This window comes from Nocardioides ginsengisoli (assembly GCF_039537225.1).
Classification (GTDB): Bacteria; Actinomycetota; Actinomycetes; order Propionibacteriales; family Nocardioidaceae; genus Nocardioides; species Nocardioides ginsengisoli.
The window spans coordinates 303,489-319,067 of the sequence record NZ_BAABAC010000049.1 but is presented as its reverse complement, the minus strand read 5'-3'; the positions used below and the strand labels follow the sequence as shown (position 1 = coordinate 319,067).

Below are 15,579 nucleotides of genomic sequence, written 5' to 3'. Positions count from 1 at the left end.
TGTCGAAGTTCTTGCCAATGGGTCGGTGTCTCGGCTTAGGGTCAGGGCCCTTCCCTCGTCCACGCCGCTCTCGGGCCACGGCGTGGTCGGCCTTTTTTCGACGACCCCGAAAGAAGTTCATGCGCTCCGTGAAGAAGTTACTGTTCGGCTCCTTGAGCGCCGCCGTCGCCGCATCCGGCATGGCCGCGCTCGCTCCCTCACCCGCCCAGGCGAACCCCGGCGGCACTGCTCTCGTGATCTCGGAGGTGTACGGCGCCGGCGGCAACGGCGGCGCCGCCTACAACGCCGACTTCGTCGAGCTCTTCAACCCGACCGCTGCGGCGATCTCGCTCTCGGGGATGGCCGTGCACTACCGGTCGGCCACCGGCGGCTCGGGCGGCAACCCGTTCGCGCTGTCGGGATCGGTGCCCGCACACGGGCGCTACCTGATCCAGATGAGCGGCGCCGGCACCACCGGTGCGGCGCTGCCGACGCCCGACGCCGGCCCGGCCGGCTTCAGCATGGCGGCCAGTGGCGGTCAGGTCGCGCTGCAGAACGGCAATGCGATCATCGCGACCTCCGGCAACACCGTGGGCGTCTCGGGGATCGTCGACTTCTTCGGCACCACCGGCGCAGCCAGCTACGAGGGCGCTCCCGCGACGTCCGCGGCCACCGCCGCCAAGTCGCTCAACCGCAACAACGGCGCCGACTCCGACAACAACGCCGCCGACTTCGTGCTCGGCGACCCGACGCCGCAGAACACCAGCAGCGGCCAGGCGGAGCCGAGCGAGCTCACGGTCACCAACCCCGGCGCCACGTCCCTCACCAAGGACTCCGCCGCGTCGATCACCCTGTCGGCGGCGGGCGGCACCGCGCCGTACACCTGGACGTCGACGGCGCTCCCGGCCGGCCTGACCCTGACCGGCGACACCATCGCCGGCACCCCGACGGCGGTCGGCACCACCTCGGTCACCGTCACCGCGACCGACGCGGTCGACGCCACCGCCACCGCGACCTTCGACATCACCGTCGCCGAGGCCGCCGCGGCCACGCCGATCGCGGAGATCCAGGGCACGGGCCCGAGCAGCCCGACGGTCAACACGGCCGTCACGACGCAGGGCGTCATCACCGCGCTCTACCCGACGGGTGGCTTCAACGGCTTCTACCTCCAGACCCCCGGCGCCGACACTCCCGACGCCTCCGACGCTGTCTTCGTGTTCGTCGGCAGCAACCCGACGCTCCTGAACAGTCTGGCCATCGGAGATTCGGTCCGGGTGTCCGGCACGGTCAAGGAGTTCGCGTCCAGCAACGGGACGGCGACCGGCACGCTCACCGAGGTCGACACCACGGCCGGTACGGTCGACAAGATCGCCGCCCTCGGCACGGTGACGCCGAAGACGGTCATCCCGGGCACCGACTGCGCCCTGCCCGGCACCGGCTGCCTGACGCTCGCGCAGATCGACACCGCGCGCGAGGCCGTCGAGGGCGAGCTGTTCGCGCCGTCCGGCAACTACACCGTGACCGACGCCTACGACGGCTCCGCGTTCAACCCGCCGGGCACCGCGTCCAGCAACAACGTCGGCGAGATCGGCCTCGCGGCCAACTCCACCGAGCCGCTGATCACGCCGACCGACATCATCGACGCCCAGGACACCGCGGCGATCGCCGCCCGTACGGCGTGGAACAACGCCCACCGGGTGATCCTCGACGACGGCTCCAGCACGACGTACTGGAACACGCAGAACACGGCCGCTGGCAAGGACGCCGCGATGCCGTGGCTGACGCCGGACCACTACGTCCGCGTCGGCGCGAAGGTGACCTTCGACCAGCCGGTCGTCCTCGACTGGCGCTTCGGCTGGAAGCTGCAGCCGACGTCGCAGATCGTCGGCGCGCCCACGGGCAAGGTGACCTTCGAGCAGAACCGTCCGGCCGCCCCGGCGCCCGTCGGCGGTGACCTCAAGCTGGCCACGTTCAACGTGCTCAACTACTTCACCACGCTGGGCTCGACCTACGGCGGATGCTCGTCGTACGTCGACCGCGCCGGCACCCCGATCGCCGTCAACCAGTGCCCGGGCAACGGTCCGCGCGGCGCCTGGGACGCGGCGAGCTTCGACCGCCAGCAGGCCAAGATCGTCAAGGCGATCAACAAGATCGACGCCGACATCGTGTCGGTCGAGGAGATCGAGAACAGCCTGGTCGTCGACGGCGTCGACCGTGACGAGGCGCTCGCCGCGCTCGTGACGGCCCTCAACGCCGACGCGGGCGCCGGCACCTGGGACTACGTCCGCTCGCCGGCCGACGCGTCGACCCCGACCAACAAGGCCTACCAGGACGTCATCCGCACCGGCTTCATCTACAAGCCGGCCAAGGTCGCCGTCGTCGGTGACGCGCAGATGCTGTTCGGCACCTCGGAGTTCGACAACGCGCGTGAGCCGTTCGCCTCGGTGTTCAAGCCGGTGGGCGGCACGGACGCCGACCGGTTCGCGGTCATCGTCAACCACTTCAAGTCCAAGGGCTCCGGCGCCAACGACGGGACCGGGCAGGGCAACGCCAACCCGGACCGGATCGCGCAGGCGACCCGCCTGAAGCAGTTCGCGAGTGACTTCGCCACCTCCCGCGGGGTGTCGGCGGTCTTCCTGACCGGCGACTTCAACTCCTACTCGCAGGAGGACCCGATGCAGGTCCTCTACGCCGGCGGCTACACGCAGATGGAGGCCGAGGGCAAGCACTCCTACAGCTTCGACGGTCAGTCGGGCTCGCTCGACCACGTCCTCGCCAATGACGCGGCCAAGGCCATGGTCAGCGGCGTCGACATCTGGGAGGTCAACGCCAACGAGTCGGTGTTCAACCTCTACTCCCGCTACAACTACAACTTCACCAACCTCTTCTCGACCGGCGCCTACAGCGCCTCGGACCACAACCCCGAGGTCATCGGCATCAAGAAGGCCGCCGCTGGGACGACGGACGTGCAGATCCTCGGCACGAACGACTTCCACGGCCGGATCCTGCCGACTGCGTCGAACCGCGAGGCCGGCGCCGCCGTCCTCTCGGGCGCGGTGAAGAAGCTGCGCGCGGACAACCCGAACACGGTCTTCGCGGCCGCGGGCGACCTGATCGGCGCCTCGACCTTCGAGTCCTTCATCCAGAAGGACAAGCCGACGATCGACGCCCTCAACGAGGCCGGTCTCGACGTCTCGGCTGTGGGCAACCACGAGCTCGACGGCGGCTACGACGACCTCGTCAACCGGGTGATGGCCGCCTACGACCCCACCACCAACAAGTACGGCGGCGCGAGGTGGCAGTACATTGCGGCGAACCTGAAGATCAAGGCGACCGGTGACCCCGCCGTCCCCGCCACCTGGATCAAGGACGTCGCGGGCGTCAAGGTCGGCTTCGTCGGCGCGGTCACCGAGGATCTCCCGACCCTCGTCTCGCCGGCCGGCATCGCGAACCTGAAGGTCGACGGAATCGTCAGCTCGGTCAACACCGAGGCCGCCGACCTGCGGGCCCACGGCGCCGACGTCGTGATCATGCTGGTCCACGAGGGCTCGGCCTCGACGAGCTGCGCGTCGGCGCAGTTCACCGACCCGAGCACGACCTGGGGCAAGATCACCCAGACCGTCTCGTCGGACGTCGACGCGATCGTGTCCGGCCACACCCACCTCGCCTACAACTGCTCCTTCCCGGTGCAGAAGTGGGTCGACGAGGGTCGTGCGGTCACCCAGCGCCCGGTCGTCTCCGCCGGTCAGTACGGCATGAACCTCGACCAGCTCGTGTTCACCGTCGACAACGCGACCGGCAAGGTCACCGGCGTCACCAGCAACATCCTGCCGCTGATGACGACCGACCCCGACGGCTCCGGCCCCCTGCTGCCGACGGCGCTCTACCCGGCCGACCCGACCGTCCAGGCGATCGTCGACGCCGCGAAGAACGAGGCCAACGTGCTCGGCGCGCGGGTGCTCGGCCAGCTCAAGGCGCCGTTCAACCGCGCCAAGCTGTCCAACGCCAGCGAGAACCGCGGTGGCGAGTCGACGCTCGGCAACCTGGTCGCCGAGGTCCAGCGCTGGGCCACGGAGAACCCGGAGTCGGGCAGCGCCCAGATCGCCTTCATGAACCCGGGCGGTCTGCGCGACGACATGGGCGGCACGGTCAACGGCAACGCCCGCGACCTGACCTACAAGCAGGCGGCGGTCGTCCAGCCGTTCGCCAACACCCTGGTCAACATGCGGCTCACTGGCGCCCAGATCAAGAAGGTGCTCGAGCAGCAGTGGCAGCGCGACGCCGCCGGCAAGGTCCCGACCCGTCCGTTCCTGCGCCTCGGCGTCTCGAAGGGCTTCACCTACACCTACAGCGAGAACCCGGTGACCGTGCAGGGCACCGCCACCTACGAGGGTCACGTCACCGGCATGTGGCTGAACGGGACGCCGATCGACCTCGGCGCGACGTACTCGGTCACGGTGAACTCCTTCCTCGCCTCGGGCGGTGACAACTTCTTCGAGCTCAACAACGGCGTGAGCAAGGCGGACACCGGCAAGATCGACCTGCAGGCGATGGTCGACTACCTGGCGGCGAAGACCAGCTCGGGTCCGCTCGCGGTCGACTACAGCCAGCGCGCGGTCGGCATCAACAAGCCGGCCGACGCCCCGGCGACGTACCGTCCCGGTGCACACGTCCTCCTCGACGTCAGCTCGTGGACCATGTCCACCGCCGACGACGTCAAGGACACCGAGGTCGCCGTCAAGCTGGGTGACCAGCAGATCGGCACCGCGACGCTCGACAACACGATCGGCACGGAGGCGGCCGACCGGTACGGCGTGGCCCACGTCGACGTCACCCTTCCGGCGAACACGCCGGCGGGCGCAGTGACCCTGACCCTGGTCGGCGCGCAGACGGGGACCCAGGTCCTCGTGCCGATCACCGTCACGGGCACGCTGGTCAACACCGTCAAGCCGGCGATCACCGGCACCGCCAAGGTCGGCCAGCAGCTGACCGCCAGCCCGGGCACCTGGGACCCGGCGGCGACGTCGGCGACCTACCGGTGGCTGGCTGACGGCCAGCCGATCGACGGCGCCACGGCGGCGACGTTCACGGTGACCACGGCGCAGCTCGGCAAGGCGATCACGGTCGAGGTGACCGCGTCGGCGGCGGGCTACGACGACGGCGTCGCGACGTCCGACCCGACGGCTGCGGTGGCCAAGGGCACCTTCACCACCCAGCCCACGCCGACGATCTCCGGCACGGTCCGGGTCGGCCGGACGCTGACCGCGTCCGCGGGCACCTGGGCGCCGACCCCGGTCTCGCTGACCTACCAGTGGTACGCGAACGCGAAGCCGATCGCCGGTGCGACCGGTGCGACCCTGAAGCTCAAGGGCTCGCTCGGTGGCCAGCGGATCACCGTGGCCGTCACGGCCAAGGCGGCCGGCTACGACGACGCGACCGTCGTCTCGGCGCAGACCGAGCCCGTGGCCCGGGGTGCGGTGACCATGTCGGTGAAGACCAAGCCGGGCACGGTCAAGGTCAAGAAGACCAAGGCCCAGGTCGTCGTCACGCTCGTCAACGCCGACGGCGAGGCGGTCACCGGCACGGTCCAGGTGAAGGCCAAGGGGCTGGCGGCCAAGACGGTCAACGTGGTCGACGGCAAGGCCGTGGTCACGCTGGCGAAGTTCACGTCGACCGGATCGAAGAAGGTCACGGTCACCTACTCCGGCAGCACCGGTCTGAGCGGCCAGCAGACGACCACCACGATCTGGGTGGTCAAGCGCTGACCCGGTCCGACCGGACCTAGCGACACACGGCACGACCGGGAGCCTCGGTCGGTGGCCCATGACAGCATGACCGTCGTGGGATCACCGGCCGAGGCTCTTGTCCATCTGCTCCGCTCGCGCGAGGCGTCCGTCGCGGTCGCGGAGTCGCTGACCGGCGGCCAGCTCGCCGCCCGGGTGACCAACGTCCCCGGCTCGTCAGCGGTCTTCGCGGGCGGCGTGGTCAGCTATCAGACCCAGGTCAAGGTCGACGTCCTCGGTGTCCCGCAGGACGTCGTCGACGGTGACGGCGTGGTGTCCGCGGCCTGTGCCTGCGCGATGGCCGAGGGCGTACGACGGCTGCTCGGCACGACGTACGCGCTGAGCACGACCGGCGTCGCCGGGCCCGACGAGCAGGAGGGCAAGCCGGTCGGCACCGTCTACGTCGGCCTCGCCGGCCCCGACGACGCCCGCGCGGTGGCCCTCGAGCTGAGCGGCGATCGGGCCGCGATCCAGAGCGCGACGGTCGATGCCGCGCTGGCCGAGCTGACGGCGGTCCTGTCTCCCCAATCTCGATGAGGTCCGTGGTCTCAGCGGCCGGTCGCCCAGCGGAAGATTCGGGCCTCGGGTAGCGTTGGGGACAACAGCCGCCACCCACCTACGGAGAGGAGATCGAGATGGTGCTCTTCCGCCGCTCGCTCGGTGACATCCTGCGCGGTCGCCGTACCGACCTGGGTCTGACCCTCCGTGAGGTCTCCGGCGCCGCGCGCGTCAGCCTCGGCTACATCTCCGAGATCGAGCGCGGACAGAAGGAGGCGTCCTCCGAGCTGCTCGCCTCGCTGTGCGAGGCGCTCGACCTGCCGCTGTCCGACGTGCTCCGCGACGTCGCCGACGCGATCGCGCTCGAGGAGGCCGCCCTGGTCGGCGCCGCCCCGACCCCGATCGCCCCGCGCCGTGCCGGCGAGGTCGTGGCCTCCGCCGCCTGATCCCGGCTCCCGACAGACGAAGGCCCCCGGTCCTGCTGGACCGGGGGCCTTCGCTCTTCTCTCTCGGAAGTCGCTCAGCGCTGGTGGGCCATCGCCTCGAGACGGGCGATGCGCTCGTCCATCGGCGGGTGGGTGGAGAACATCCGCTGGACGTCGGCCGCGCGGAACGGGTTCGCGATCATCATGTGGCTCGCGTTCTGCAGCTGCGGGGTGGGGGCCAGCGGGGCGCGGGCGGTGCCGGACTCCAGCTTGCGCAGCGCCGACGCCAGGGCCAGCGGGTCGCCGGTCAGGCGGGCGCCGTCCTCGTCGGCGTCGTACTCGCGGGTGCGGCTGATCGCCATCTGGATCACGCCCGCCGCGAACGGCGCAAGCAGCGCGGTGCCGATCATGACCAGCGGGTTGGGCCGCTCGTCGTCGTTGCCGCCGCCGAAGATCGACGAGAACGCCAGGAACTGCGCCACCGAGCTGATCACGCCGGCGACCGCCGCCGCGACCGAGCCGGTGAGGATGTCGCGGTTGTAGACGTGCATCAGCTCGTGGCCCAGGACGCCGCGCAGCTCGCGCTCGTCGAGCAGGGCGAGGATGCCCTCGGTGCAGCAGACCGCGGCGTTCTGCGGGTTGCGGCCGGTCGCGAAGGCGTTCGGGGCCTGGGTGGGGGAGACGAAGAGCGCGGGCATCGGCTGCCCCGCCGCGGTGGAGAGCTCGCGGACGATCCGGTACATGGCGGGCTGCTGCGACTCCGAGACCGGGTAGGCGTGCATCGCCTTGATGGCGAGCTTGTCGGAGTTCCAGTAGCCGTAGGCGGTGGTGCCGACGCCGATGAGTGCGAAGATCCAGATGAACGCCGAGCTGCCGGTCGCCGCGGCGATCAGGCCACCGACGGCGAGCAGCAGACCGAAGATCGCGCCGAAGAGGCCGGCGGTCTTGAGGCCGTTGTAGTGCCGATGCATGTCAGGTCAACGAACGGCGAGGTGCGTTCCGTTCCGGCGGCGCGAAGAGAGGCGGATCACGCTCGGGCGACTCAGGCGCGGGGCTGGCAGCGGGGGCACCAGTAGGTGGTGCGCTCGCGGCCGGGCGGGCCGACCTGGCCGGCTTCGATCGTCGTCCGGCAGCGCAGGCAGGGCTGGCGCTGGCGGCGGTAGACCCAGACCGGGTTGTGGCGGTCGCCGGTGGTGATCGGCTGGCCGTGCTCGAGCCCCGAGCGGAGCAGGGCCCGCGCGCGGCGCAGCAGGCGGAGGGGGTCGGCGAGCGCGGAGACCGGCCGCTGCGGGTGGATGCCCTGGACGAAGCAGGTCTCGGACAGCCAGATGGTGCCGAGCCCGGCCACGACGCTCTGGTCGAGGAGGGCCTCGCCGAGGACCCGGTCGGGCGCGGCAGTAAGGCGGGCGAGCGCGGTCTGCTCGTCGTCGGCGGACCACGGCCCGAGCAGGTCGGGGCCGAGGTGGCCGATCACGGTGTGCTCGTCGGCCGTGGGGAGCAGCTCGACCAGTCCGAGCTGGAAGCCGATCGCCTCGACGGCGTCGGTGGTGAGGACGACGCGCGCGAGGTGGCCGGGCTGCGGCCAGCGGTCGCCGGCGTGGATGACCCGCCAGCTGCCCTCCATCTTGAGGTGGGTGTGCAGCGTGAGCCGGTCGCCGCCGGCGGTGGTGAGCCGGGTCAGGAGGTGCTTGCCGTGGGTCGCGGTCGGCGCGACGGTGGCGCCGGCGAGGTCGGTGGTGGCGAGCTGGGGGACCCGGAAGTCGCTGCGGACCAGGGTCGCGCCGGCCAGCGCCCGGTCGAGCCGGTCGCCGGTACGACGTACGGCGTCTCCCTCGGGCATCGCGACCGCCTACGCCCGCACCCGCAGCCCCCGCGGCGTCGCCACGAAGCCCGCGGCGGCGAGCGCGTCGCGCAGCGGGCCGGCGTTGCCGAGGAGGGCCTCGCCGTCGGCCTTCTCGACGGTGAGCTGGCCGAGCGTGCCGCGCCGGACCGCGGTCGACAGCGCCTCCGCCGCCGGGGTGAGCAGGTCGGGATCGTCGGACCAGGTGAGCAGCGTGCGCCCGCCGCGTTCGACGTAGAGGACCAGCGCCCCGTCGACCAGGACGACGAGCCCGCCGGCCTTGCGCCCGGGCCGGTGGCCGGCGTCGGAGGGCGGCCAGGGGAGCGCGGCGCCGTAGGGGTTGGCCGGGTCGGTCGCCGCGAGCGCGACCGCGGTCGGCTTGTGGTCGGGCGCCTCGCCGCCGGCCGGGGTGGCGAAGGAGCGGAGCCGGTCGACCGCGCCGGCCGTGCCGAACTGGGCGGCGCCGAGGCCCTCGACGAAGTAGCCGCGACGGCAGCGGCCGGACTCCTCGAACGCGCTCAGCACCTTGTAGACCGCGGCGAAGCCGCCGGCCACCCGCTCGTTGACGACGGCTCCGCGGGTCACGACGCCGTGGCGCTCGAGGAGCTGCTCGGCGGTGGCGTGGGCGCGGCGGGTGACGTCGACGTCGATCGGCGGCAGGACCGCCCACCGGCCGGCGGTCTCGGGCGGGCCGGTGCGCGCGAGGCGACCCGGTCGCGCGGGCGCGCGCTTCGAGCGGTGGGCCGCGCGGCCGGAGCGGGTGAGCGCGCGCAGCGGGGTGAGGGTGTCGTTGGTGAGCCGGCCGTCCCAGACCAGTGCCCAGAGCGCGGCGTTGACCGCCTCGTCGAGCGGGGCGTCGTCGCCCGCGTCGAGGCAGGCCCGCGCGACCTGGTCGGAGACCTGTCGGAAGAACCACGCACCGCCCGGAGCCAGGACGTCGAGGACCCGCTGCTGGAGGGGGTCGGTGATCTCGGGTGGCTGCGCGAGGCTGAGGTGGGCGCGGTCGGCGAGGTGGAGGGACACCCAGCCGTCGGACCCGGGTAGCGCGCCGTGGCCGGCCCACAGGACCTCGCCGGTGGCGGTCAGCTCGTCGAGCAGCGCCGGCTCGTAGTCGCGGACGCGGGCCGGCAGCACGAGCGACTCCAGCGCGCTGGCCGGCACGGCGGCGCCGGCCAGCTGCTCGATCGCGCGGAGCAGCCCGTCGCCGCCGCGCAGGCCCTTGGGCGTGGCGATCTGGTGCCAGGCGGTGGAGAACCGGGCGAGCGTGGTGGGATCGACCGGCTCGATCTCGTGGCGCAGCTTGGCCAGCGAGCGCCGCCGCAGCCGGCGCAGCACCTCGAGGTCGCACCACTCCTCGCCGGTCAGCGACCCGGCCGCGGGCACCGGCCGGAACTCGCCGGACAGCACCCGGCCCTGCGCCTCGAGCCGCTGCAGCGTGTGGCGGACGACGGCGACGCCGAGACCCAGCCGGGCCGCCACCTGGTCGGCGGCGAAAGGCCCGTGCGTGCGGGCGTAGCGGCCGACCAGGTCGGCGAGCGGGTCGTCGACGGGCTCGGCGAAGGCGGCGGGCGTGCCGGGCGGGGCGGGGATGCCGAGCCCGTCGCGGAGACGGGCGACGTCCTCGACGGCGGCCCACGCGTCGCCGTAGGGCATGCGGACGGCGACGACCCGGCGCGCGGCGGTGAGGTCGCTCAGCCAGTCGGCGACCGGCGCGTCGTCGCGCGCGCGGGCGGCGATCTCGGCCTCGGTGAGGGGGCCGAGCAGGCGGAGCAGGTCGGTGAGCCCTTCGGCGTCGCGCGCACGGCGGTCGGGGACGGTGCGCTGCAGCTCGGCCTCGACCTCCGCGAGGACGTCGGGGTCGAGCAGCTCGCGCAGCTCGGCCCGGCCGAGCAGCTCGGCGAGCAGGCCCTGGTCGAGGGTGAGCGCCGCGGCCCGGCGCTCGGCGAGCGGCGAGTCGCCCTCGTAGACGAACTGGGCGACGTAGCCGAACATCAGCGTCCGGGCGTACGGCGACGGCTGGGTCGTCTCGACCTCGGTGATCGTGATCTCGCGCTGGTCGACCCGGCGCAGCAGGGTGACCAGACCGGGCAGGTCGTAGACGTCGTTGAGGACCTCGCGGACCGTCTCGAGCACGATCGGGAACGACGGGTAGCGCGTCGCGACCTCGAGCAGCGCCGCCGCCCGCTGGCGCTGCTGCCACAGCGGGGAGCGGCGTCCGGGGTCGCGGCGGGGGAGCAGCAGCGCGCGCGCCGCGCACTCGCGGAAGCGGGCGGCGAAGAGCGCGGACCCGCCGACCTCGCGGGTGACGATCTCCTCGATCTCGTCGGGCTCGAAGGCGATCAGGTCGGCGCCGGGCGGCTCGGCGTCGGTGTCGGGGATGCGGATCACGATGCCGTCGTCGGAGGCGAGCGCCTGGCCGTCGACGCCGAACCTCTCGCGCAGCCGGGCGTTGATGGCCAGCGCCCAGGGGGAGTGGACGGCCGTGCCGTAGGGCGAGTGGACCGCGAGGCGCCAGTCGCCGAGCTCGTCGCGGAAGCGCTCGACCAGGACGGTCAGGTCGCTCGGCAGCACCCGGGTCGCGTCGACCTGCTCGCGCAGATAGCCGACCAGGTTGGTCGCGGCGTTGTCGTCGAGCCCCACCTCGCGGGCGCGGGCGGTGGCGTCGGCCTCGGGCAGCGCGGCGAGCTCGCGGGTGAAGCCGCCGATCGCCTCACCCAGCTCGGTGGGCCGGCCGGCGGTGTCGCCCTTCCAGAACGGCAGCCGGCCCGGGACGCCGGGCGCGGGCGTGACGATGACCTGGTCGTGGGTGATGTCCTCGATCCGCCAGCTCGTCGCGCCGAGCGCGAAGACGTCACCGACCCGGCTCTCGTAGACCATCTCCTCGTCGAGCTCGCCGACGCGGCGGTTGGCGCCCTGGCCGGCGAGGAACACGCCGTACAGGCCGCGGTCGGGGATGGTGCCTCCGCTGGTGACGGCGAGCCGCTGGGCGCCGGGGCGGCCGGTGATCTGGCCGGTGACGCGGTCCCAGGTGATGCGGGGGCGGAGCTCGGCGAACTCGTCGGACGGGTAGCGCCCGGCGAGCAGGTCGAGGACGGCGTCGTAGGCCGAGCGCGGCAGGTGGACGTAGGGGGCGCTGCGCCGGACGGTGGCGTAGAGCTCGTCGACGTCCCAGTCGTCGATCGCGGTGACGGCCACGATCTGCTGGGCGAGGACGTCGAGCGGGTTGGTGGGGACGCGCAGCTGCTCGATGCCGCCGGTGCGCATCCGGGCGACGGAGACGGCCGCGGGCGCGAGGTCGCCGCGGTGCTGGGGGAAGAAGATGCCGCGCGAGGTCTCGCCGACCTGGTGGCCGGCCCGGCCGACGCGCTGCAGGGCGCTCGCGACGCTCGGCGGCGACGCGATCTGCAGCACCAGGTCGACCGCGCCCATGTCGATGCCGAGCTCGAGGCTGCTCGTCGCGACGACTGCCGGGAGCCGGCCCGCCTTCAGGTCGTCCTCGACGAGCGCGCGCTGCTCCTTGGAGACCGAGCCGTGGTGGGTGCGTGCCAGGACCGGCGCGGCCCCGGCGGCCGCGCCGGACTGCGCCATGACCTGGGCGGGCGGCTCGACGCCGTCGGCGCTCACGCCGGCGGCGATCTCGTTGAGCCGGGCGGTGAGCCGCTCGGCGGTACGGCGGCCGTTGGTGAACACGATCGTCGAGCGGTGCTGCTCGATCAGCTCGGCGACCCGCTGCTCGACATGGGGCCAGATGCTGGCCCGCGCGGGTGGGGCGGTGGGGTCGTCGTCGTCGATGACCTGGCCGAGCTCGGTCATGTCCTCGACGGGGACCTCGACCCGCAGGTCCCACTCCTTGTGGGCCGGCGGCGCGACGATCTCGACCGGGGCGGTGCCGCCGAGGAAGCGGGCGACCTCCTCGGTGGGGCGCACGGTGGCCGACAGGCCGACCCGCTGGGCCGGCCGGGGAAGCAGCGCGTCGAGTCGCTCGAGGGACAGCGCCAGGTGGGCGCCGCGCTTGGTGCCGGCGACCGCGTGGACCTCGTCGACGATCACCGTGTCGATGCCGCGCAGGGTCTCGCGCGCCTGGCTGGTGAGGATGAGGAAGAGCGACTCGGGTGTGGTGATGAGGACGTCGGGCGGCTTGGCCGCCAGCCTGCGCCGCTCGTTGGCGGGCGTGTCGCCGGAGCGGATGCCGACCGTGACCTCGGGCAGGGGAGCGCCGCAGAGCCGCTCGGCGGTCTGGCGGATGCCGATGAGCGGCGCGCGCAGGTTGCGCTCGACGTCGACCGCCAGCGCCTTGAGCGGCGAGACGTAGAGGACGCGCGTGCGATGCAGCCGGTCGTCGGGCGCCGGCGTCGTGAGCAGCCGGTCGATGCCGGCGAGGAAGGCGCTCAGCGTCTTGCCGGAGCCGGTCGGCGCGACCACGAGTGTGTGGTGGCCGCGCCCGATCGCGTCCCACGCCCCGGCCTGGGCCGCGGTCGGCTCCGCGAACGCGGCACGGAACCACGTGCGCGTCGCGTCGCTGAACGCGGCCAGCGGGTCGGGGATCGTCATGACGCCATCCTCGCGCAGACCTCCGACAGTCAGGTCGCGGCCGGGGTGAGGTCGTGCTCGACGATGGGCCACCAGTGGCGGGCGGACAGCTCGGCGCGTGCCGCGTCCAGGGTCCGCCAGACGCCGTCCCGCGTCGGCTCGACGGCTTTGGCCGGGACGAAGACGGGAACATGTGCCCACGGCGACGGGTGCGGGTAGGACGGGTCGGGCGTCGGGACGACATTGCGGATGTAGCCGACACAGCGGTGCTCGAGCCGCCCGCGGCCGTGGGTCGAGCTCGCGAGCGCGGCGAGGCCGTCGGCGGTGCTGCTCCGGTCGGGCCCGGTCGCGAGAGCCAGGCTCGGGAGATCGAGGCCCCGCTCGGTCGGGACGCAGAAGAACTCCGAGCCCCGATGCGTCGGTCGGCTCAGGAGCAGCCGGACGATGATGCTCGGCTCCGGCACCGCGCAATCGAGGCCGGCCCACGCCTCCGCCGTACTGCCTGGCGGGAGCCACGGCGCCGCGGGCGTGGAGCAGATGAGGCGAACGTCGGCCACGGCGCGAGTCTGACACGCACAATGGGCCGATGGAGTGGACCAGGCGCCGCAAGGCGACGATCGCCGGTGCGGTCGCGCTCCTGCTCGTCGTCGCGCTCGCGTGGCTGATCCTCCGCGACGACCCTGCTTCCGCGCCGCCCGCCGCCGCGCCCCAGCCGACGCTCACGCCGAGCCCGAGGCCGCCCCCGCCACCGAGGGACGTCTGCGACAGGCAGGCACGGCGGGGGTTCGTGCCGAGCGCGATCACCGTCCAGCACGTCGTACGGCGGGCGACGGTGACGGGCTACCCGCGGGATGCCGCCGGTGTGCCCGGGGTCCCGCCGGTCACCGCCAAGGACGTCTTCGCCTGGGACCTCGGCGGCGTCGAGCCCGGCTCGAAGCAGGGCCATGTCCTGCTCAACGCGCACACCTGGCCCAACGGCAGCGCGATGGGCAACCGGCTGCTCGCCGGCCTGCAGGTCGGCGGGCGGATCGTGCTCCGCGGCGCCGGTGGCGAGGTCGCGTGCTACCGGGTGATGCAGCGGACCGAGGTCCGCGCGGAGGAGGGCTACCCGGGCTGGTCGGCCGCCGACGGCGCGCCGCAGGCGGTCATCGTCGTGTGCTCCGGCGTACGGCGTGGTCCGCGGGACTGGTCGCACCGGACGCTCTGGTTCGCCGAGCCGGTCTGAAGCAGTCCGTTCGCGGCGGCGGGCAGGTGCCGCTCGAGCACCCGCGTGAGCGCCACGATCGCGGCACAGCCGATGAGCATCAGGGCGATGAGCAGCATGCCGGCGCCCTCCTGCAGGAGCAGGCCGGCGACGATCGGTCCGGCGACGGTGCCGGCCTGGACCGCGGCGGCGTTGAGCGCGTTGGCGCGACCGCGCGACTGGTCGGCGGCGAGGTCGTTGGTCATCGCGGGAACGGTCGGCTGGAGCAGGGTCTCGCCGACGCCGAACACGACGCCGAAGCCGAGCAGGCCGATCGCGGCGACGATGCCTCCGGGGAGCAGTCCGCCGAGACCGACGAGGGCCCAGGCGGCGGCCCAGAGCGCGGCCATCACGACTAGGACGCGGGTGCGGCGGCGGCCGCGGATCCGGCCCATCATCGCGAACTGCAGGCCCACGATCACGAAGGTGTTGAGCGCGAAGCCGATGCCGATCAGCTCGGTCGACAACCCCGCCGTCTGGCGCGCGAAGCCCGGCAGGCCGGCCTCGAACTGGCCGTAGCCGATGAACGTGGCGACGAAGGTGAGCAGCGTCAGCCAGCGCACGGCGGGGTTGCGCAGCAGGGCACGGTAGGTCGGCCGGACGTAGCCGGCCTGGTCGGCGAGGTCGCGCGGCGGGCGCGGCGCACGGCCGTGCAGGTGGCGCAGCGGGCCGAGGAAGAGCGCCAGCGGGATCAGGCAGGACGCCGCGTCGGCGAGGTAGATCGCGGTGAACGTCTCCGGCCGCGCGACGTCGGCGAAGAGACCGCCGACGATGCCGCCGACGCCGAGGCCGAGGTTGGTGAGCGCGAAGTTCACGCCGAAGTACTGCTGGCGCACCTCGCCCTGCACGACCGAGGCGATGAGCGAGTTGAAGGCCGGCCAGGAGGCGCCGAAGTTGACGCCGATGAGGGTCAGCGCGACCGCGGCGGCCGACGGCGTGGTGGCGAAGCCGAGCAGCAGGGTGCCGAACACCATCGAGGTCTGGCCGCCCAGCATGACCACGCGGGCGCCGTACCGGTCGGTGAGGGCGCCGCTCGGCCCGGTGACGATGAAGGCGACCGCGGCGATGAGCGCCATCAGGCCGCCGGAGACGCCGAGGTCGAAGCCGCGGACCTCGTGCAGGTAGATCAGGGTGAACGGCAGGACCAGGCCGCGGCCGAGCGTGGAGACGGCGACGGTGGAGAGCAGCCAGCGTCCTTCGCGGGGCAGAGCGCCCCAGAAGGAGTTCAACGAGATCATGCGCGGACCGACGGCTTCACGACGGAAAACTTTACGGTTTGAG

At 72.9% G+C, this 15,579-nt stretch carries 8 protein-coding genes; 3 read left to right on the top strand and 5 right to left on the bottom strand.

Annotated features, from left to right (window positions below):
• Positions 1 to 128: 128 nt before the first annotated feature.
• The 3 genes from AB4880_RS25255 (at position 129) to AB4880_RS25245 (ending at position 6,706) form a co-directional block, all read left to right on the top strand.
• The gene (locus AB4880_RS25255; protein WP_367921984.1) at positions 129 to 5,744 is read left to right on the top strand and encodes an ExeM/NucH family extracellular endonuclease; all 5,616 of its coding nucleotides are present in this window, start codon (positions 129 to 131) and stop codon (positions 5,742 to 5,744) included.
• Between the two features lie 51 nt (positions 5,745 to 5,795).
• Complete coding sequence (locus AB4880_RS25250; RefSeq protein WP_367921983.1) at positions 5,796 to 6,299, top strand: CinA family protein; 504 nt, start codon at positions 5,796 to 5,798, stop codon at positions 6,297 to 6,299.
• Positions 6,300 to 6,391: 92 nt separating this feature from the next.
• Complete coding sequence (locus AB4880_RS25245) at positions 6,392 to 6,706, top strand: helix-turn-helix domain-containing protein (RefSeq protein ID WP_437440515.1); 315 nt, start codon at positions 6,392 to 6,394, stop codon at positions 6,704 to 6,706.
• 74 nt (positions 6,707 to 6,780) lie between these two features.
• On the opposite strand, the gene htpX is transcribed toward AB4880_RS25245, so the two are convergent.
• The 5 genes from htpX to AB4880_RS25220 all read right to left on the bottom strand — a co-directional run bounded on the left by htpX (position 6,781) and on the right by AB4880_RS25220 (position 15,536).
• Positions 6,781 to 7,656, bottom strand: coding sequence for a zinc metalloprotease HtpX (gene htpX / locus AB4880_RS25240; RefSeq protein WP_367921981.1), 876 nt, complete (start codon positions 7,654 to 7,656; stop codon positions 6,781 to 6,783).
• 71 nt (positions 7,657 to 7,727) lie between these two features.
• Positions 7,728 to 8,525 carry a DNA-formamidopyrimidine glycosylase family protein gene (locus AB4880_RS25235; RefSeq protein ID WP_367921980.1) on the bottom strand — a complete coding sequence of 266 codons (798 nt, stop codon included), beginning with the start codon at positions 8,523 to 8,525 and terminating at the stop codon, positions 7,728 to 7,730.
• A gap of 9 nt (positions 8,526 to 8,534) precedes the next feature.
• A complete protein-coding gene (locus tag AB4880_RS25230; RefSeq protein ID WP_367921979.1) occupies positions 8,535 to 13,076 on the bottom strand; it encodes an ATP-dependent helicase in 4,542 nt (1,513 codons plus the stop codon).
• Positions 13,077 to 13,105: 29 nt separating this feature from the next.
• The gene (locus AB4880_RS25225; RefSeq protein WP_367921978.1) at positions 13,106 to 13,612 is read right to left on the bottom strand and encodes a hypothetical protein; all 507 of its coding nucleotides are present in this window, start codon (positions 13,610 to 13,612) and stop codon (positions 13,106 to 13,108) included.
• A gap of 547 nt (positions 13,613 to 14,159) precedes the next feature.
• Entirely contained in the window at positions 14,160 to 15,536 is a 1,377-nt protein-coding gene (locus AB4880_RS25220) for an MFS transporter (protein ID WP_367921977.1), read from the bottom strand.
• Positions 15,537 to 15,579: the final 43 nt, after the last annotated feature.

Excerpts from the sequence above, each read along its gene's own strand:
- htpX (WP_367921981.1), bottom strand. The coding sequence starts at position 7,656 with ATGCATCGGCACTACAACGGCCTCAAGACCGCCGGCCTCTTCGGCGCG.
- AB4880_RS25235 (WP_367921980.1), bottom strand. The coding sequence starts at position 8,525 with ATGCCCGAGGGAGACGCCGTACGTCGTACCGGCGACCGGCTCGACCGG.
- AB4880_RS25230 (WP_367921979.1), bottom strand. The coding sequence starts at position 13,076 with ATGACGATCCCCGACCCGCTGGCCGCGTTCAGCGACGCGACGCGCACG.
- AB4880_RS25220 (WP_367921977.1), bottom strand. The coding sequence starts at position 15,536 with ATGATCTCGTTGAACTCCTTCTGGGGCGCTCTGCCCCGCGAAGGACGC.